14 protein-coding genes and 1 pseudogene are annotated in these 17,310 nt (G+C 64.1%); 11 read left to right on the top strand and 4 right to left on the bottom strand.

Going from position 1 to position 17,310, the window contains the following annotated elements; all coding sequences use genetic code 11:
* The first annotated feature begins 100 nt into the window (after window positions 1–100).
* The 3 genes from IVB50_RS24830 (at window position 101) to IVB50_RS24820 (ending at window position 4,185) form a co-directional block, all read left to right on the top strand.
* Window positions 101–1,615, top strand: coding sequence for an ATPase domain-containing protein (locus IVB50_RS24830; RefSeq protein ID WP_085352814.1), 1,515 nt, complete (start codon window positions 101–103; stop codon window positions 1,613–1,615).
* Window positions 1,612–3,321 carry a response regulator gene (locus IVB50_RS24825; RefSeq protein WP_085352815.1) on the top strand — a complete coding sequence of 570 codons (1,710 nt, stop codon included), beginning with the start codon at window positions 1,612–1,614 and terminating at the stop codon, window positions 3,319–3,321. Before IVB50_RS24830 ends, IVB50_RS24825 begins: the two co-directional genes overlap by 4 nt.
* Before the next feature lie 102 nt (window positions 3,322–3,423).
* Window positions 3,424–4,185, top strand: coding sequence for a hypothetical protein (locus IVB50_RS24820; protein WP_317244448.1), 762 nt, complete (start codon window positions 3,424–3,426; stop codon window positions 4,183–4,185).
* A gap of 219 nt (window positions 4,186–4,404) precedes the next feature.
* Here IVB50_RS24820 and IVB50_RS24815 read toward each other — a convergent pair whose 3' ends face one another.
* From IVB50_RS24815 to IVB50_RS24805, 3 genes are all read right to left on the bottom strand, one after another.
* Window positions 4,405–5,700, bottom strand: coding sequence for an MFS transporter (locus IVB50_RS24815; protein ID WP_085352817.1), 1,296 nt, complete (start codon window positions 5,698–5,700; stop codon window positions 4,405–4,407).
* Window positions 5,701–5,806: 106 nt separating this feature from the next.
* Window positions 5,807–7,003 (bottom strand): acetyl-CoA C-acyltransferase, encoded by a 1,197-nt coding sequence (locus tag IVB50_RS24810; protein ID WP_247297538.1) that lies wholly within the window; start codon window positions 7,001–7,003, stop codon window positions 5,807–5,809.
* A gap of 142 nt (window positions 7,004–7,145) precedes the next feature.
* Window positions 7,146–7,916, bottom strand: coding sequence for an enoyl-CoA hydratase (locus IVB50_RS24805; protein ID WP_018459221.1), 771 nt, complete (start codon window positions 7,914–7,916; stop codon window positions 7,146–7,148).
* Window positions 7,917–8,067: 151 nt separating this feature from the next.
* Between IVB50_RS24805 and IVB50_RS24800 the strand changes: the two genes are divergently transcribed.
* Window positions 8,068–8,607: a PaaI family thioesterase gene (locus IVB50_RS24800; protein WP_018459220.1), complete on the top strand. Its 540-nt coding sequence runs from the start codon at window positions 8,068–8,070 to the stop codon at window positions 8,605–8,607.
* Window positions 8,608–8,666: 59 nt separating this feature from the next.
* Window positions 8,667–9,287 carry a TetR/AcrR family transcriptional regulator gene (locus IVB50_RS24795; protein ID WP_018459219.1) on the top strand — a complete coding sequence of 207 codons (621 nt, stop codon included), beginning with the start codon at window positions 8,667–8,669 and terminating at the stop codon, window positions 9,285–9,287.
* 3 nt (window positions 9,288–9,290) lie between these two features.
* Here the strand turns inward: IVB50_RS24795 and IVB50_RS24790 are convergent, their stop codons facing one another.
* Complete coding sequence (locus IVB50_RS24790) at window positions 9,291–10,199, bottom strand: LysR family transcriptional regulator (protein WP_018459218.1); 909 nt, start codon at window positions 10,197–10,199, stop codon at window positions 9,291–9,293.
* 101 nt (window positions 10,200–10,300) lie between these two features.
* Here IVB50_RS24790 and IVB50_RS24785 point away from each other — a divergent pair, with 101 nt between their 5' ends.
* From IVB50_RS24785 to IVB50_RS24760, 6 genes and pseudogenes are all read left to right on the top strand, one after another.
* A complete protein-coding gene (locus IVB50_RS24785; RefSeq protein ID WP_018459217.1) occupies window positions 10,301–11,797 on the top strand; it encodes a CoA-acylating methylmalonate-semialdehyde dehydrogenase in 1,497 nt (498 codons plus the stop codon).
* Between the two features lie 24 nt (window positions 11,798–11,821).
* Complete coding sequence (locus IVB50_RS24780; protein WP_018459216.1) at window positions 11,822–12,967, top strand: isobutyryl-CoA dehydrogenase; 1,146 nt, start codon at window positions 11,822–11,824, stop codon at window positions 12,965–12,967.
* Complete coding sequence (locus tag IVB50_RS24775) at window positions 12,964–14,031, top strand: enoyl-CoA hydratase/isomerase family protein (RefSeq protein WP_247297537.1); 1,068 nt, start codon at window positions 12,964–12,966, stop codon at window positions 14,029–14,031. The genes IVB50_RS24780 and IVB50_RS24775 overlap by 4 nt, the downstream gene beginning before the upstream one ends.
* 13 nt (window positions 14,032–14,044) lie before the next feature.
* Window positions 14,045–14,950 (top strand): annotated as a pseudogene (mmsB, locus tag IVB50_RS24770) (3-hydroxyisobutyrate dehydrogenase); the annotation flags it as partial.
* Window positions 14,950–16,668, top strand: a complete 1,719-nt coding sequence (locus IVB50_RS24765; protein WP_247297536.1) for an AMP-binding protein — start codon at window positions 14,950–14,952, stop codon at window positions 16,666–16,668. The pseudogene mmsB and the gene IVB50_RS24765, both read left to right, overlap by 1 nt.
* Entirely contained in the window at window positions 16,669–17,148 is a 480-nt protein-coding gene (locus IVB50_RS24760; protein WP_247297535.1) for a MaoC family dehydratase, read from the top strand.
* Window positions 17,149–17,310 lie beyond the last annotated feature (162 nt).

Here is a 17,310-nt window from a genome sequence, read left to right as displayed (position 1 = left end):
CTTTGCCAGATTTCGCCTTACGACTGAGACGGGCCGCTGACCGCGCGTCCCATCTCGGGGCCGGAGCGCACTGTCGGCGATGGAGCTTCACGGGGGTTCAATGATCAATTCATCAAGCCGGGCGCAAACCAGCGATCCCGGAGAGTTGCCTAGGATTTCGACCGGCAGTGACGGTCTCGACGATATCCTCTACGGCGGGCTCGATCCCAATCGCATGTACCTCTACGAGGGCCGGCCCGGCTCGGGCAAGACCACGATGGCGCTGCAATTCCTTCTCGAGGGCGCCCGTTGCGGTGAACGCGTGCTCTATATCTCCTTGTCGGAGACCAAGCGTGAGCTGACGCTGGTTGCACAGCGGCACGGCTGGTCGCTGGAAGGGGTCGACATCTTCGAACTGGTGCCGCCCGAGACGACGCTCGATCCGGAGCGCGAGCTCACCGTCTTTCACCCCGCCGAAATGGAGCTGAGCGAAACCACGGGCCTGATATTCAAGGAGGTCGAACGGATCAATCCCGCGCGCGTGGTGCTGGACAGCCTGTCCGAGCTCCGCCTCCTTGCGCAGAACCCGCTGCGGTACCGGCGCCAGGTTCTGGCCCTGAAGCACTTTTTCACCAACCGCAACTGCACGGTCATCCTCCTCGACGATCTCTCGTCCTCCCAGGACGATCTGCAACTCCATTCGATCGCGCATGGCGTCGTGATGCTCGAACAGCTCGCCATTGATTATGGGGCAGAGCGCCGGCGGCTTCGCGTGATTAAGATGCGCGGCATTCGATTTCGCGGCGGTTTCCACGATTTCACGATCGAAGCGGGAGGGGTGCGGATATTCCCCCGTCTGGTGGCGGCGGAACATCACACCTCGTTTATCGGTGAATTGACGCCCAGCGGCAATGCACAACTCGACCAGCTCCTGGGAGGAGGGCTCGAGCGCGGCACCAGTGCGCTGCTCTTGGGCGCCGCCGGTGTCGGCAAGTCGTCTCTCGCGCTGACCTATGCGATCGCGGCGGCAGATCGCGGTGAGCATGCGGTGTTCTTTGCCTTCGATGAAGGTCGCGGTACAGTGGAGGCCCGGGCTCGAACGCTGGGCCTGCCGCTTGAAAGCCATCTGCAATCGGGACTCATCCGATTTAAACAGATCGATCCCGCCGAAATGTCCCCCGGCGAATTCGCCGCCAATGTGCGCAACAGCGTCGAAAAGGACAACGCCCGAATTGTTGTCATCGACAGTCTGAACGGCTACCTCAACGCAATGCCGGATGAGCGATTTCTCATCCTCCAGATGCACGAGCTCCTGAGCTATCTCGGGCAGAAAGGCGTGCTGACCGTCCTGATCCTCGCTCAGCACGGGCTGGTCGGTCCGATGGAAACGGCTCTCGATATCAGCTATTTGAGCGATGCCGTGCTCATGCTGCGCTATTTCGAGGTCGGCGGAACGGTGCGGCGCGCCCTCTCGGTCGTGAAGAAGCGCAGCGGCAATCATGAAAATTCCATCCGCGAGTTTCGTCTTGGCAGTGCCGGCATTACGGTCGGTCCTCCGCTGACCGGATTCAGCGGCATCTTTTCCGGGAATCCGCGTTACTCGGGCACGGAGATACCGGAGGGGCTGTCGGAATGAGCGCCGACCGCGATCATTGCGTCCTCGTGTTTGCTCCGATTGGCCGCGATGGACCGGCATCGGTCGAGCTTCTCCGCAGTTCGAATCTCGTGGCAATCAATTGTCGAGGTCTGCCTGAACTGGTCAACGAGATGTCGGCTGGCGTGGGCGCGGTGCTTCTCGCCGAGGAGGGCTTGTTCGGAAAGGATACCCAGCCGCTGGCACATTGGATCGAGCGGCAGCCGCCCTGGTCCGACCTGCCCTTTGTCATTCTTACCAGCCACCGGGAGCAGCCGGCGGTGGTTGCCTGGCGCCGCAGCATCGTCGATACACTCCGCAACGTTTCGCTGCTCGAGCGCCCGGTTCAGCCGATCACGCTGACGAGCGCAATTCAATCCGCAATGCGGGCCCGCCGGCGGCAATATGAGATTCGGACCTTGCTGCAGGCGCGCGAGCGGACGGCCCAGGAGCTCGAGAAGCTCGTGGTCGAGCGCACCCGTGCCCTCGAGGAGGCCAACAAGCATCTGCGGGCCGAAATGGAAGAGCGCGCCCGCGTCGAGGAGACCCTTCGTCAGGCCCAGAAGATCGAGGCCATTGGGCAATTGACCGGCGGAGTAGCTCACGATTTCAATAATCTGCTGATGGTGATCTCCGGTGGATTGGACATGCTCGACCGACAGACCGATCCTGATCGGCGGCGTCGGCTGTTGGAAGGAATGGTTCAGGCGGCGCAGCGTGGTGCGGGCCTGACCAGGCAGCTTCTGGCTTTTTCACGGCGGCAGAAGCTCCGGCCCGAGGCCGTCGACATCCCCGCGCAGATCGGCGGCATGCGCGAATTGCTCGATCGGAGCCTGAGAGGCGACGTTCACGTCGAGTTCGATTTTCCGGAGGGGCTTTGGCCGGTTGAGGTCGATCCGGGAGAGCTCGAACTGGTCATTCTCAATCTGGCGGTCAACGCCCGCGATGCGATGCCGAACGGCGGTACGATCGTTGTCCGTGGCGAGAACCTGGCCGGCCTGAACGAGAACGAGATCGCGGGCGATTACGTTCGCCTATCCGTGGTCGACAGGGGTGTTGGAATGAGCCCCGAGATCCTGGCGCGGGTCTTCGAACCGTTCTTCACGACCAAGGATGTGGGGAAAGGCTCGGGCCTGGGGCTTGCTCAGGTCCACGGATTTGCGACGCAATCACGCGGGATGGTTCGAATAAAATCGATCGTCGACGAGGGCACCAGCATCGAGCTCTATTTGCCGCGATCCAGGAATATCCCTTCGGGTGAACGGCACCTCATCGACCTGAACAGGGCTCGGCCCAAGAAGGCCAATCAGGGCCGAATCCTCCTCGTCGAAGACGACGACGAGGTCGCCGCGCTCGTCAGCGAGATGCTTGCGCAGCTCGGTTACCAGGTCACGCGCGCGGCCAGCGCTGCGGCGGCTCTCGGTGCCCTAGCGGACGGCCGCTCCGTCGATCTGGTGTTTTCCGATATCATGATGCCGGGCGGCATGAACGGTGTCGAACTCGCGCGCGAGATCAGAAGAAGGCGAAGCGACATTCCGGTCCTGCTGACGAGCGGATACGCCGAAGCCGCGGTTCACGACGCCGAGCAGGCTGGGATCCGGATCCTGTCGAAACCCTACCACATCGACGAGCTCGCCGCAGCGCTCGGCGCTGCAAAATCGGACTTTGCGATAGCCACAGGAGCGGGGTTGGCGACGACTCGGGGCTGACCAAGCGCGCAACAATCACTGCCCGGGTTTATGGCTCGAGGGGCACCCTGCGCAATTGCGCGCTCGGGCCGGTCGACGCCCGTCGCTGAGCGGCGCGTGCACATGCGATCGCATTTCGGTTGCGACGACACGCGTTCGTTCTCTGCGAATATCTATCTCCGCCGCTACGTCTGGGCTATGAGGACTGCAGAAATCGGCCCGCTAATGAAGCCACTTTTGGCCGTTCTTTTAGCCGATTTCAGCCAAACTGTTATTGGTTTCTCATTGCCGGGGCAGGGATCTTCAATTTGGAGCCCTGCAATGTTCAAGGCGGTTCTTTCTGCGTGTCTCTTGGTTGCCCTCAGCTCCGTCGCTTCCGAAGCACGGACTTATCGCATTCATCAAGTACCTGAATGCAACGTCACGATGCCCTGCGACTTCTCATATGCGCAACCGCGCCGTGAGCGGACTTCCCGGTCCCCACTGAATCCCAGGTCCTCGCTACAAGCCTATCGCGCGACGCAATTGACAGTGACCGACGCGGGCGGCGCCCCGACGACGAGCATCTCCAGCGCCCGCATCGTCGGCAGTCGTCCGGCAGGGTGTCCTTCCTCCTTCTGCGGCTGCGGCGCGGCTCTGCGCGTGTTCGGCCGTATCGTGCCGGAATTGAATCTTGCGGCCAATTGGCTGCGCTTCCCGCGGACATCACCCGCACCGGGAATGGTCGCAGCGCGACGTGGACATGTATTCGTCCTCGAGCAGCATTTGGAAGGGGACACCTGGATGGCGTACGACGCCAACTCGGGCGGACACGCGACGCGAATGCATGCGCGTTCATTGCGTGGCTATACGATCGTCAACCCGCGCGGGGGGTCCCTCGCCTGAGCGGCCAGCCGACATAATTGCGACGCATGAACATCCGCAAGGCGTCTGTTGACGGTTACGGCAGGTTCGCCTTGCTGATTTTCGATCTGCGACGGCTGGTCGCGCTTTATTTCAGGTACGTCTTCCGCAATCGAGCGGCACCCCGAACCCGGACGACCCGCCTCGTGTCGGGCGGATCGGTGACGCCGCATTTTACGGCGTCACCGGCACCATCAGATACTAAGCCATCGCCGCTTGCGGCTTCGGCTTCGGTTGTCGCGACAGCGTCAGCACGATCAGCGAGGCGAACACGCAGAGCGCGCCGGCGATGAAGAAGGCGGGCAGGTAGCTCTGATAGACCGTCCGCGAGAGACCGGCGCCGAAGGCAGCGGTGCCCGCGCCGAGCTGGTGGCCTGCAAAGATCCAGCCGAACACCAGATTGGCGCGCTCAGGTCCGAATTTCTGCGCGGTCAGGCGCACCGTGGGCGGCACAGTTGCAATCCAGTCGAGCCCGTAGAACATCGCGAAGATCGAGAGCCCATAGAACGAGAAATCGCTGAAGGGGAGGAAGATCAGCGAGAGCCCGCGCAGGCCGTAATACCAGAACAGCAAATAGCGGTTGTCGTAGCGGTCCGAAAGCCATCCCGACATGATGGTGCCGAAGAAGTCGAAGATGCCCATTGCAGCCAGCAAGCCCGCGGCCTGCACCTGCGGGATGCCGAAATCGAGGCACATCGGAATCAGATGCACCTGCACGAGGCCGTTTGTGGATGCGCCGCAGACGAAGAACGTCGCAAACAGGACCCAGAACGCGCTGCTCTTCGAGGCCTCGCGCAGCGTGCCGAGTGCGACGCCGGTGATCGAGCCATGGCTGATGGGCGGCGCTGGCAGGGGTGTGGTGCCTTCGTCGCCGAACGGGCGCAGGCCCAAATCGCTCGGACGGTCGCGCATCGCGAGCAGGACCGCGAGGGCGGAAACACCAAGTGCGATGCAGACGAAGCCGAGCGCAAGCCGCCAGCCGAAGCGTTCGGTGAGGCTTGCCAGCAGCGGCAGGAACACGAGCTGACCGGTGGCGACGCTCGCGGTCATGATGCCGACGACGAGGCCGCGCCGCGCCGCGAACCAGCGCGTCGCGATGGTAGCGCCCAGCACCAGCGCGGTCATGCCGGTGCCGATCCCGATCACGACGCCCCACAGCGCGACGAGCTGCCAGACCTCCGTCATGCCGAGCGAGAGCACCAGCGCCGAGACCACGATGAGCTGCGCGGTCAGCGTGACATTTCGCAGGCCGTAGCGGTTGAGCAGGGCCGCCGCGAACGGCGCCATCAGCCCGAACAGGATGAAGCGAATCGACAACGCCGACGAGATCTCCGCTGTGCTCCAGCCGAATTCCTTCTGAAGCGGAACAATGAAAACGCCGGGCGCGCCGACCGTGCCGGCGCTGATCAGCGCGGTGAGGAAGGTCACGCCGACCATCACCCAGCCGTAGTGGATATTGCGGCGGCCGAGTGTTGCCGCGAGCCAGTTCGAGATCATTGGGCCTCAATCTTGATGGGCAGGCGAGAGCCTGCGCAAGTTTTCAGAATGGCACGGGACGCGTCTGTCGGAAATGACGGAGTTCCCTCATTTCCGGACGTTCTCGTCAGTGCGTCAGGCGCTCTACCGCGATCGCAGTAGCTTCGCCGCCGCCGATGCAGAGCGCGGCGACGCCACGCTTGAGGTTTCGCGCCTCGAGCGCATGCAGCAGCGTCACGATCAGCCGTGCGCCGGTGGCGCCGATGGGATGGCCGAGCGCGCAGGCGCCGCCGTTGATGTTGAGCTTGTCGCGGGGAATGCCGAGATCGCGCTGGGCCGCCATCGCCACCACGGCGAAGGCTTCGTTGATCTCGAACAGATCGACATCGCCGGCATTCCAGCCGACTTTGTCCAAGAGCTTGCGGATCGCCGGGATCGGGGCCGTAGTGAACCATTGCGGCTCCTGGCTGTGGGTGGTGTGGCCTTTGATCACGGCGAGAGCCGGCAGGCCGCTGCGATCGGCGAGCGAGCGCTTCGTCAGAACCAGCGCAGCGGCGCCGTCGGCGTTGGCGGAGGAGGCCGCCGGCGTGATGGTGCCGTTGGCGCGGAACGCCGGCTTCAGCCCGGGGATCTTTGCGGGATCGACCTTGAGCGGATGTTCGTCATTGGCGACGATGCGGGGGCCGGCCTTCTCACTCAGCGTGATCGGCGCGATCTCGGCCTTGAACGCACCGCCCTCGACCGCCTTGCGTGCGCGGCTGAGCGTTTCCATCGCAAAGGCGTCCTGGTCCTTGCGGGTGAACTGATAGGCTTCTGCGGTGGCCTCGCCGAAATCGCCCATGGAGCGGCCGGTCTCGTAGGCGTCTTCGAGGCCGTCCATCATCATATGGTCGATGATGCGATCATGGCCGGCGCGATAGCCGCCACGCGCCTTGGCGAGCAGATACGGCGCGTTGCTCATGCTTTCCATGCCGCCGGAGACGACGATCTCGGCCGAGCCGGCGCAAATGATGTCGTGCGCCAGCATGGTCGCTTTCATGCCGGAGCCGCAGACCTTGTTGACAGTAGTCGCGCCGGTGGCATCGGGTAGGCCGGCGGCCCGCGCCGCCTGGCGCGCGGGGGCCTGGCCCTGGCCGGCGGGAAGGACGCAGCCCATGAAAACCTCGTCGATTTTCTCCGGCGCAAGCTTGGCACGCTCCAGTGCCGCGGCGATCACGTGCGATCCGAGCTTGTGCGCGGCCAGCGGCGAAAGCTCGCCCATGAAGCGGCCGAGCGGTGTCCGGACGGCGGAGACGATGACGACGGGATCGGCGGCTTCGGCCATGGGTGAGACTCCGTGAGATGCCAACTATGTAAGATTACGGTCATCATATGATGCGGCGCAAAAAATGCAACTGCGCGGGGCATGAGAAATTGTCGTAGGTCGGATGAGATTTGCTCGTTCGATCGGACGAGGTGGAGAGCGCCTACCGCTTCCGATTCACAAACGCGCCCATCAGCCGCGTCGGCTCGTCCGTCAGGAACGACTCGCCGAAGACTTTGACGCTCAAATTTACCGACTCGGTCAGCGGCAGCTCCTCCCATTGCCGCAGCAATGCCTTCTGCGACCGCAGCGCCTCGGGGCCGCATTCGAGCAGGGCCTTCACGAGGTGCTCGACCTCGGCATCGAGCCCACCCTCCGGCGCGACCTTGTCGACCAACCCCCAGGCCAGCGCCGTCGGCGCGTCGATGTTCTCAGCGGTCATCACCAGCCAGCGCGCGCGGGCCCACCCGATCAGGCGCGGCAGCAGCGCGGCATGGATCACCGAGGGAATGCCGACCCGCACCTCCGGCATGCCGAAATGCGCATCACGGGCGGCGATCCGGAAATCGCAGGCCGCGGCGACTTCGAGCCCGCCGCCGAGGCACCAGCCGGGCATGCGCGCGATCATAGGGGCCGGGAAGGCGCGCACGGCCTCGCAGAGGTCGCGCAGGCGGCTGATGAAGGCCTCGGCGGACTTCTGGTCGAGCTTGGCCATCTCCTTGATGTCGGCGCCGCCGATCATGCTCTTCTCGCTCTGGCCGCGCAGCACCACGACCCGGATGCTGCGGTCGGACGAGAGCTGCTGCAGGCCTTCGCGCACCGCATCGGTGACGGGCGAGCTCAAAATGTTCAGCGAGCCGGCATTGCAGATCGCGACATGAACGACGCCGCGCGCATCGCGCGTCACGCCGCAGTGGTTGTTGAGCATTTCCATGAGAGGATCTCTGAGCTTCGTAGACGTGCGAATACGCCGGTCAGGTCACACTTCCGGGCCGAAACGCATTGCTTGTCAAGCCGGCGGGGAGGGAGTTGCCAGCGCTAAGTCCGCAGCATAGTATGATGAAAATCATACAAAAGAGGCCGCGATGACCGACATCGATCAACTCGACCTGTTTTCGCCTGCGGGCCGGCGCGAGCGGGTGGTTGAATGGCAGGTGCCTGCGCCGGTTGCGAAAGTGGCGATGGGCCTGTCAGGCATGGATGCGATGCTGGGCATCCGCGACGGAAGGCTGCCGCCGCCACCCTTTGCCAAGCTGATCGGCTTCATCATGGCCGTGGTCGAGCCGGGCCGGATCGTCATGGAACTCGAGCCGCGCGAGGATCTCGAAAACACCATAGGCCTCCTGCACGGGGCCACAGCCGCCGCGCTGCTCGACACCGCCATGGGGTGTGCGATCTCGACCCGGCTGGAGCCCGGGCAGGGCTCCGTCACCCTCGATCTGAAAATGACCTTCCTGCGTCCGCTCTCGGTCCGGTCCGGGTTGATCTCCGCCGAAGGCAAGGTGATCAAGCTGGGACGCCAGACCAGCTACGCCGAGGGATTTGTCCGCGACGGTAAGGGGGCGCTTGCGGTGCACGCAACGGCGACCTTTTCCATGATCGGCAACAATTTTACCGGGAATTAATGCGCCGTCCGGCCGATATCCGTGTTATTAGATGACCCCCGACATCCAATGAGATCCGCATGCGCTATTCCCGGGAACACAAGCAGGAAACCCACGACCGCATCGTGAAGAAGGCTTCCGTGCGGCTGCGCGAAAAGGGCGCCCACGGCATCGGTGTCGCCGACCTCATGAAGGAAGCGGGCCTGACCCATGGCGGCTTCTACGCCCATTTCGATTCCCGCGAGGCGCTGGTGATCGAGGCGTTTGGCTACGCTATGGATCGCTCGATGGAGCACTGGCGCAAGCAATCCGATCAGGTCACGCCGGAGAAGCAGCTCAGTCAGATCGTTGAGACCTATCTCTCCGCGGTGCATCGCGACAACCCCGGTCACGGCTGCTCGATCCCCGCGCTCGGCGCCGAGATCGCCCGAGAGAGCCCGAAGACGCGAAAGGCCTTTGCCGGCAAGCTCGACGAGATGATCGAGATGATCACGGACTTCATCCCGAATCTGCCGCGCAAGGCCGCGCGCAAGCAGGCGATCGCGACGCTGGCGACCATGGCCGGCACCATGTTGCTCGCGCGCATTGCCGGCTCGAGCGAGCTGTCGGATGAGGTGCTGAAGACGGGCAAGGACAGCGCGCTGGACGGCGCGCGGCGTGAGCCGAAGGCTGCGGCGGCGAAAAAGGCGAAGCAGAGCTAGGCTTCAGAGCCCCGCAAACAACGCCCGCTCGCGCTCCACAATCTCGGAAATATAATCCGCCACCGCGCGGATGCGTGCGAGGTCCTTGCTGTCGGCGTGCATCAGCATCCAGAAGGTGCGGGTGATCGAGACCTCTTCCGCCAGCACCGCAATCAGCTGCGGATAGTCGGCCGCCATGAAGTGCGGCAGCACCGCAATACCGAAGCCGGCGAGCGTGGCGTTGAGTTGTGCGATCAGATTGGCGCTGCGCAAGCGCGCGGAGATCTTCGGCGAGACCTGCGGCAGATAGTCGAGCTCGGGCGTGAACAAGAGCTCCTCGATATAGCCGACGAATCGATGCTGCGGCAGGACCTCGCGCGAGGTGATTTTCGGGAAGCGGTCGAGATAGGCGGGCGCGGCATAGAGTCCGAGCCGGTAGTCGAGCAGCTTGCGGCCGACGATGCGGCCTTCCTTCGGCATGGTCAGGCTGATGGCGATATCGGCCTCGCGCTTGGAGAGGCTGAACAGCCGCGCGGTGGCCACCAGTTGCAGGTCGAGATCGGGATACCGGTCCGCGAACGGCGCCAGTCGCGGCGCCAGGAAGGCGGTGCCAAAACCGTCCGGCGCGCCGATCCGCACCGTGCCGGTCAGCCGCGCCACGGAGCCACCGACCTGCTCCTGGTTGGCGACGATGGTCGATTCCATCGCTTCCGCGCTGTCGGCGACGCGCTGGCCGGCCTCTGTCAGCAGGTAGCCGGTCTTGCGCCGGTCAAACAGCTTGGCCGAGAGGTGCTTCTCCAGCCGGTCGACGCGGCGGATCACGGTGGCATGGTCGACGCCGAGCTGTTTTGCCGCAGCCGAAACCGAGCCGCCCCGCACGATGGCCAGCACGAACCGGAAGTCGTCCCAGTCGATAGCGCCTTGATCCAGCATTTTCGCACATCTATGGTGCATTATCTCAGACTTGAATCCTATAAAATGCAGGTCGATAGGATTTGTCAAAGCGTTCAAGCTCGCCTCAAGGAGACCATTCCATGCGTTCAGTCGGACATTTCATTGGTGGCAAGGAGGTCAAGGGCACCTCGGGCCGCACCGCCGACGTTTTCGAGCCGATGACCGGTGACGTTCAGGCCAAGGTGGCGCTGGCGTCCAAGGCCGAGGTTCGCGCCGCCGTGGAAAACGCCCGCGCCGCGCAGCCGGAATGGGCCGCGACCAACCCGCAGCGCCGCGCTCGCGTCATGATGAAGTTCGTCGAGCTGGTGCAGCGCGACTACGACAAGCTGGCCGAACTGCTTGCCCGCGAGCATGGCAAGACCGTTCCTGACGCCAAGGGTGACATCCAGCGCGGCCTCGAGGTCGCGGAGTTCGCCTGCGGCATTCCGCATCTGATGAAGGGCGAGTACACCGAAGGCGCCGGCCCCGGCATCGACATCTATTCGATGCGCCAGGCGCTCGGCGTCGTCGCCGGCATCACGCCGTTCAATTTCCCGGCGATGATTCCGATGTGGAAGTTCGCTCCTGCGATTGCCTGCGGCAACGCCTTCATCCTGAAGCCGTCGGAGCGCGATCCCGGCGTGCCGATGATGCTTGCCGAACTGATGATCGAGGCGGGCCTGCCGTCCGGCATCCTCAATGTCGTCAACGGCGACAAGGAAGCGGTCGACGCCATCCTCGACGATCCCGACATCAAGGCCGTCGGCTTCGTCGGCTCCACCCCGATCGCGCAATACATCTACGAGCGCGCCGCCCAGACCGGCAAGCGCTGCCAATGTTTTGGCGGCGCCAAGAACCACGCCATCATCATGCCGGATGCCGACATGGACCAGGCAGTCGACGCACTGATCGGCGCCGGCTACGGTTCGGCCGGCGAACGCTGCATGGCCGTGTCAGTCGCGGTTCCGGTCGGCAAGGCCACTGCCGACCGCCTGATGGAAAAGCTGGTCCCGCGCGTCGAGAGTCTCAAGATCGGCACCTCGATCGATCCCTCCGCCGATTACGGTCCGCTGGTGACGCGCGAGGCGGTCGAGAAGGTCAAGGGCTATATCGACATCGGCATCAAGGAAGGCGCGACGCTCGCCGTCGACGGCCGCGGCTTCAAGATGCAGGGCTACGAGAACGGCTTCTATCTCGGCGGTTCGCTGTTCGACAACGTCACCAAGGACATGCGGATCTACAAGGAAGAGATTTTTGGCCCCGTGCTCTCGGTCGTGCGCGCGCACGATTACAAGGAAGCGCTGGCGCTGCCGTCGGAGCATGATTACGGCAACGGCGTTGCGATCTTCACCCGCGACGGCGACGCCGCGCGCGACTTCGCGGCCAAGGTCAACGTCGGCATGGTCGGGATCAACGTGCCGATCCCGGTGCCGATTGCGTATTACACCTTCGGCGGCTGGAAGAAGTCGGGCTTCGGCGATCTCAACCAGCACGGCCCGGATTCGGTCCGCTTCTACACCAAGACCAAGACGGTGACCTCGCGCTGGCCGTCCGGCGTCAAGGAAGGCGCGGAGTTCTCGATCCCGCTGATGAAGTAACCGTCGTTGGAGCGAAGCTAACAGATGCAGTTCGCTCTGAACGAGGATCAGATCGCGGTTCGCGACATGGCGTTGGCGTTTGCGGCGGAAAAGATCGCGCCGCACGCGCTGCGCTGGGACGAGGAGAAGCATTTTCCCGTCGAGGTGATGCGCGAGGCCGCCACGCTCGGCATGGGCGGCATCTACATCCGCGAGGATGTGGGTGGCTCCGCCATGACACGGTTCGACGCGGCGCTGATCTTCGAAGCGCTGGCGACGGGCTGTCCGACCACCTCGGCCTTCATCTCCATCCACAATATGGCGTCGTGGATGATCGATGCCTACGGCAGCGACACCCAGCGCCACAAATGGCTGCCCAAGCTCTGCACCATGGAGCTGATCGCGAGCTACTGCCTGACCGAGCCCGGCGCCGGCTCGGACGCGGCAGCGCTCCGCACCCGTGCCGTGCGCGACGGCGATCATTACGTTCTCAACGGCCAGAAGCAGTTCATCTCCGGCGCCGGCGGGACCGATCTCCTGGTCGCGATGGTGCGCACCGGCGGCGATGGCCCCGGCGGCATCTCGACGCTGGTCATCGACGGCAACACGCCGGGCGTCTCGTTCGGCGCCAACGAGCGCAAGATGGGCTGGAACGCGCAGCCGACCCGCGCCGTGATCTTCGAGAACGCCCGCGTGCCGGTCGCCAACCGGCTGAGCGAGGAGGGCGTCGGTTTCAAGATCGCGATGGCAGGCCTCGACGGCGGGCGTCTCAACATCACAGCGTGCTCACTAGGCGGCGCGCAGACCGCGCTCGACAAGGCGCGTTCCTACATGAAAGAGCGCAAGGCTTTTGGAAAACGCCTCGACGAATTCCAGGCATTGCAGTTCCGTCTCGCCGACATGGCGATCGAGCTCGAGGCCGCGCGTACGTTCCTGTGGCGCGCAGCGGCGGCGCTAGACCGCAAGGATCCCGACGCCACGATGCTCTGCGCGATGGCCAAACGCTTTGGCACCGATGCCGGCTTCGAGGTCGCCAACCAGGCGCTTCAGCTGCACGGCGGCTACGGCTATCTCAGCGAATACGGCATCGAGAAGATCGTGCGCGATTTGCGCGTGCACCAGATTCTCGAAGGCACCAACGAAATCATGCGGCTGATCGTGGCGCGCAAATTGATCGAGGGCGCCCGATGAGTGGAGCGGAGGAGGGCGATCTGGTCGCATGGGTCGAAGGCTCGGCCGGATTTATCAGGCTCAACCGCCCCAAGGCGATCAATGCCGTGACGCTGGAGATGTTTCGCGACATCGACAAGGCGCTCGACCGTTTTGAGGCCGATCCCGCCGTTGCCGTGATCGTGCTGGAAGGTGCCGGCGAGCGTGGCTTGTGTGCCGGCGGCGACATCCGTGCGCTCTGGGAAAGTTCGAAGGTCAATGGTGACCTCGGCAAGATCCTGTGGCGGGAAGAGTACATCCTCAACGCCCGGATCAAGAAATTCCCGAAACCTTATGTCGCCTTCATGGACGGCATTGTGATGGGCGGCGGCGTCGGACTCTCGGCGCATGCGAGCCATCGAATCGTGACTGACCGTACGAGGCTTGCGATGCCCGAGGTCGGGCTCGGTTTCTTTCCCGACGTCGGCGGCACTTGGCTGTTGTCACGCTCGCCGGTCGAGATCGGCACTTATTTCGGCCTGACCGGCCAGACCATGAACGGCCCCGATGCGATCCATGCCAGGTTTGCCGACGCGGTGGTACCGGCGGCCAAATGGCCCGAGTTGCGCGACGCGCTGACCAAAGTTCGCCAGGGCGTCACCGCGGCCGATGTCAGCAAGCTCATCAACGGTTTTGCGACCGGGGAGATCGCGGGGCCGGTCGCCGCAAAGGAGCCGGCGATCGACGCACTGTTCGGCTTCGACCGCATGCAAGACATTTTTGCCGCGCTCAAGCGCGACGGTTCCGAGTTCGCGCTGGCGACGTTGAAGACGCTCAACGAAAAATCGCCGCGCGGCATGGTGGTGACGCTCAAGCTGCTGCGGCTCGCGCGCACCGCGTCGAGCCTGGAAGAATGCCTGGTGCGCGAATATCGGGCTGCGCTGGAAGTCTTCCGCAGCGACGACTTTCGCGAAGGCGTGCGCGCCGCCGTGATCGACAAGGACCGCAATCCGACCTGGTCGCCGTCGCGAATCGAGGACGTCACGCCGGACATGCTTGCGCACTATCTCGCCGAGATCGGCGCCGACGAATTGAAGTTCAACTAACAACGTCTTTCAAGCGGAGGAAACCAAGATGGCCACGATCGCATTCATCGGTCTCGGCAACATGGGCGGCCCCATGGCCGCCAATCTGGTCAAGGCCGGCCACAAGGTCGTCGCTTTCGACCTCGCCGAGGCCTCCCGCAACCAGGCCAAGGCCGACGGTGCCGGCATCGCAGAGAGCGCTGCGGGCGCCGTGAAAGGTGCCGATGTGGTCGTCACCATGCTGCCGGCCGGCAAGCATGTGCTCGGCGTGTGGGGCGAGGTCGTTCCCGCGATGACCAAGGGCGCGTTGATCATCGACTCCTCCACCATAGACGTCGAGAGCGCGCGGCAGGCGCATGCGCTCGCGGCCAAGCACGGCGTGCTTTCGGTCGACGCGCCGGTGTCCGGCGGCACCGGCGGAGCCAAGGGTGCGACGCTCACCTTCATGTGCGGCGGCGAGGACAACGCGTTTGCAGCGGCAAAGCCCGTGCTGGAGAACATGGGCAAGAAGATCGTGCATTGCGGCGGTGCCGGCGCGGGCCAGGCGGCAAAAATCTGCAACAACATGATCCTCGGCATTTCCATGATCGCCGTGAGTGAGGCGTTCGCGCTGGCCGAGAAGCTCGGGCTCTCGCACCAGGCGCTGTTCGACGTCGCCTCGACCTCGTCGGGCCAGTGCTGGTCGCTGACGACCTATTGTCCGGTGCCCGGGCCGGTGCCGACCTCGCCCGCCAACAACGACTACAAGCCGGGCTTTGCCTCGGCACTGATGGTGAAGGATCTGACACTGGCGCAGGACGCCGCCAAGGCCGCCGGCGCGGCGACGCCGCTCGGCAAGCATGCGCAGGAAATCTATCAGGCCTTTGACGCAGCCGGCCAGGGCGGGGTGGATTTTTCCGGAATTATCGAGCACGTTAGGGGGCTGGCCGGGAAAGCCTAATGACGACATTTCAGGAAGCGCGCGCGTTTCTGCTTCACAACCGCACGGACTATGAGACAGCGGTCAAGGGCTTCCGCTGGCCGGATCCGGTTCCCTTCAACTGGGCGCTCGACTGGTTCGATGCCGAGCTAGCGGCGAATGCGGACAGCAAGGATCGTCCTGCGCTCTGGATCGTCGATGCCGCGCAGGATCGGCAGACCAAGCTCTCGTTCGGGGCGTTGTCGCGCCGCTCCAACCAGGTCGCCAACTTCCTCCGCGCGCAAGGCTTGAAGCGCGGCGATCATCTCCTGCTGCTGCTCGGCAATGTCGTTCCGCTGTGGGAGACGATGCTGGCCGCGATCAAGCTCGGCGTCGTCGTGATTCCCGCGACGACGCTGCTCACCGCCGACGAGCTGCGCGACCGGCTCGATCGCGGCAAGGCAAAGGCGGTGGTGGCCGCGCAGGACCAGGTTGCGAAGTTCGCAAGTCTTGGCGCCGATAATATCGTCCGCATCGTCGTGGGCGAGGCCTCCGATGGCTGGCTTTCCTATGATGACGCCGCAAGGGCGTCGGAGAGCTTTGCAGCCGACGGCCCGACCAACGCTGACGACCCGATGCTGCTCTATTTCACCTCGGGCACCACGGCAAAGCCGAAGCTGGTGCGGCACAGCCAGCGCAGTTATCCCGTCGGCCATCTCTCGACCATGTATTGGATCGGGTTGAAGCCCGGCGACGTCCATCTCAACATCTCCTCGCCCGGTTGGGCCAAGCACGCCTGGAGCTGTTTCTTTGCGCCGTGGAATGCGGGCGCGACCGTCTTTGTGGTCAACCAGCCGCGCTTCGACGCCAAGGGGCTGCTTGCCACCATTGGCCGCTGCGGCGTCACCACGCTGTGCGCGCCGCCGACGGTGTGGCGGCTGTTCATCCAGGAGAATCTTGCGTCGTTCAAGGTGGCCTTGCGCGAGGTCTGCGGCGCCGGCGAGCCCCTCAATCCTGAAGTGATCGACCAGGTGCAGGCCGCCTGGGGCCTCACCATCCGCGACGGGTACGGCCAGACCGAAACCACGGCGCTGGCCGGCAACTCGCCGGGGCAAAAGATCAAGGTCGGCTCGATGGGCCGGCCGCTGCCGGGCTATCGCGTGCAGGTCAGCGACGCCGATGGTCATCCGGCCAAAGAGGGCGAGGTGGCTCTAGTGCTCGGCGAAAACCGCCCCGCCGGCCTGATGCAGGGCTATCAGGGCGACGACGGTGGGCTGTCCGGCGCCGAAGGCGAGCTTTATCGCAGCGGTGACGTCGTGTTCGAGGATGACGATGGCTATCTCACTTTCGTCGGCCGCTCCGACGACGTATTCAAATCCTCCGACTATCGCATCAGCCCGTTCGAACTCGAGAGCGTGTTGCTCGAGCACGAGCTCGTCGCGGAAGCTGCCGTGGTGCCGAGCCCGGACCCGATCCGGCTCGCGATCCCCAAGGCCTATGTGCTGCTGACATCCGGTGCGGAGCGTTCGCCGGAGACGGCGCTCTCCATCTTCAGGCATCTGCACACGCGCCTTGCACCGTTCAAGCGCATCCGGCGCCTCGAGATCGTCACGGAGCTGCCGAAGACGATCTCGGGAAAGATCCGCCGCGTTCAGCTGAGACGGCTGGAGCGTGACGACGACCGCAATGATGCCCTGCGCGGCCGGGAATTCCGCGAAGAGGACTTTCCGGAGCTGCCGAAAACACGGAGTGAGACCTAAGTGAACGAAGTCTGGAAGAAGCCGCCGATTTCCTTGGACGCCTATCAGGCCATGGTCGGCAAGGAGATCGGCGTGTCGTCGTGGCACCTGGTCGATCAGCCCCGCATCGACACCTATGCCGACGTGATCGAGGATCACCAGTTCATTCACGTCGACCCGGAGCGTGCGAAGAAGGAGACGGCGTTCGGCACCACCATCGCGCACGGCTTCCTGACGATGTCGCTGCTGTCGATTATGTCCTACGAGGTGATGCCCGTTATCGCGGGCACCACGATGGGGGTCAATTACGGTTTTGACAAGCTGCGTTTCATCTCGCCGGTGCGCTCGGGCAAGCGCGTTCGGGGCCGTTTCGTGCTGGCGGAAGCCAAGCTGCGCAAGCCGAATGAATTGCAGTCGCGCACCAACGTCACCGTGGAAATCGAAGGCGAGGACAAGCCCGCGCTGGTCGCGGACTGGCTCGGGTTGATCTATTTCGCCTGAGTGGGCCGTCGCTGCCGGGCTTGACCCGGCAGCCCATCGCTGCTCAAAAGTTGTCCAAATCGGTGCGCTCGAACCCTCTCCCTCGCGAGAGAGGGTGGCGAAATCGAGCGGAGCGAGATGAAGCCGGGTGAGGGGTATCTCTCCACACGCTCATCTGCCGAG

Origin of the sequence: Bradyrhizobium sp. 87 (assembly GCF_023073015.1) — a bacterium.
Classification (GTDB): domain Bacteria; phylum Pseudomonadota; class Alphaproteobacteria; order Rhizobiales; family Xanthobacteraceae; genus Bradyrhizobium; species Bradyrhizobium canariense_D.
This window is presented reverse-complemented; position numbering and strand designations above follow the sequence as displayed.

Coding starts and splice junctions, on each gene's coding strand:
- IVB50_RS24830 (WP_085352814.1), top strand. CDS start 101: ATGATCAATTCATCAAGCCGGGCGCAAACCAGCGATCCCGGAGAGTTG.
- IVB50_RS24825 (WP_085352815.1), top strand. CDS start 1,612: ATGAGCGCCGACCGCGATCATTGCGTCCTCGTGTTTGCTCCGATTGGC.
- IVB50_RS24820 (WP_317244448.1), top strand. CDS start 3,424: ATGCGATCGCATTTCGGTTGCGACGACACGCGTTCGTTCTCTGCGAAT.
- IVB50_RS24815 (WP_085352817.1), bottom strand. CDS start 5,700: ATGATCTCGAACTGGCTCGCGGCAACACTCGGCCGCCGCAATATCCAC.
- IVB50_RS24810 (WP_247297538.1), bottom strand. CDS start 7,003: ATGGCCGAAGCCGCCGATCCCGTCGTCATCGTCTCCGCCGTCCGGACA.
- IVB50_RS24805 (WP_018459221.1), bottom strand. CDS start 7,916: ATGGAAATGCTCAACAACCACTGCGGCGTGACGCGCGATGCGCGCGGC.
- IVB50_RS24800 (WP_018459220.1), top strand. CDS start 8,068: ATGACCGACATCGATCAACTCGACCTGTTTTCGCCTGCGGGCCGGCGC.
- IVB50_RS24795 (WP_018459219.1), top strand. CDS start 8,667: ATGCGCTATTCCCGGGAACACAAGCAGGAAACCCACGACCGCATCGTG.
- IVB50_RS24790 (WP_018459218.1), bottom strand. CDS start 10,199: ATGCTGGATCAAGGCGCTATCGACTGGGACGACTTCCGGTTCGTGCTG.
- IVB50_RS24785 (WP_018459217.1), top strand. CDS start 10,301: ATGCGTTCAGTCGGACATTTCATTGGTGGCAAGGAGGTCAAGGGCACC.
- IVB50_RS24780 (WP_018459216.1), top strand. CDS start 11,822: ATGCAGTTCGCTCTGAACGAGGATCAGATCGCGGTTCGCGACATGGCG.
- IVB50_RS24775 (WP_247297537.1), top strand. CDS start 12,964: ATGAGTGGAGCGGAGGAGGGCGATCTGGTCGCATGGGTCGAAGGCTCG.
- IVB50_RS24765 (WP_247297536.1), top strand. CDS start 14,950: ATGACGACATTTCAGGAAGCGCGCGCGTTTCTGCTTCACAACCGCACG.